This is a genomic window from Acidisphaera rubrifaciens HS-AP3 (assembly GCF_000964365.1).
GTDB lineage: Bacteria > Pseudomonadota > Alphaproteobacteria > Acetobacterales > Acetobacteraceae > Acidisphaera > Acidisphaera rubrifaciens.
Window position 1 is genome coordinate 1 of record NZ_BANB01000593.1, and the last position, 777, is coordinate 777.

The 777-nt window shown below is 72.6% G+C and carries 1 protein-coding gene; it reads left to right on the forward strand.

Annotated features, from left to right (window positions below; all coding sequences use genetic code 11):
• Positions 1-247 precede the first annotated feature (247 nt).
• The gene (locus B8460_RS15085) at positions 248-715 is read left to right on the forward strand and encodes a winged helix-turn-helix transcriptional regulator (RefSeq protein ID WP_048862430.1); all 468 of its coding nucleotides are present in this window, start codon (positions 248-250) and stop codon (positions 713-715) included.
• Positions 716-777: the final 62 nt, after the last annotated feature.

The window sequence follows — 777 nt, forward strand, 5'->3', positions numbered from 1 at the left end:
CCGGGTTCGAGCCGGCCCCCGATTACGGCGCCATCGCCGCGGCGGCGGGGGGCGCGCTCGCCCTGTCGGCCCGCCATCCGGCCGAGCTGGACGGTGCCCTCGCCGCCGGCTTCCGCGCGGTGCGGGAGGAGGGGCGCTGCGCCGTGCTGGACGTCGCGTTGCCGCCGCTGTGAGAATTAACTTGCATGATGATAGTGACGCGCCTAGTTACTAGCACCACACTAGTGACCATGATCAGGAGGCGCCGATGCGCCGCAAGAGCTTCGAAGGCATGACCTGCCCCATCGCCCGCAGCCTCGAGCGCGTGGGCGAATGGTGGAGCATCCTGATCCTGCGCGACGCCTTCCTCGGCGCGACACGGTTCGAGCAGTTCCAGAAGAGCCTGGATATCGCCCCCAACATGCTGACCCGCCGGCTGGCGGCGCTGGTGGAGGCGGGGCTGCTGGAGCGGCGGCGCTACAGCGAACGGCCGCCGCGCGACGAGTATGTGCTGACCGAGCGCGGCCGGGATTTCCGGCCGGTGCTGTGGTCGCTGCTGGCCTGGGGCAACAAGCATTTCGCGCCCGAGGGGCCGAGCGTCGTCATCGTGGACGGCGAGACGGGCGCGGTGGCGGACCCCGTTCTCGTCGACCGGGCGACCGGCCGGCCGCTGACGTCGCCGCCGTTCCGCACCCGCAGGCTGCGCCCCGCAACCCAGGAGACGGCCGATGTCTAGCGCGGTGCTCGCCCGCGAGGCGCCGGCCACGACCGCCGCCGTACGCCGGCCACGCCGTCGGC

What these genes read in the sequence shown, in the direction of transcription:
- B8460_RS15085 (WP_048862430.1), top strand. Translation starts at nt 248, where the DNA reads ATGCGCCGCAAGAGCTTCGAAGGCATGACCTGCCCCATCGCCCGCAGC.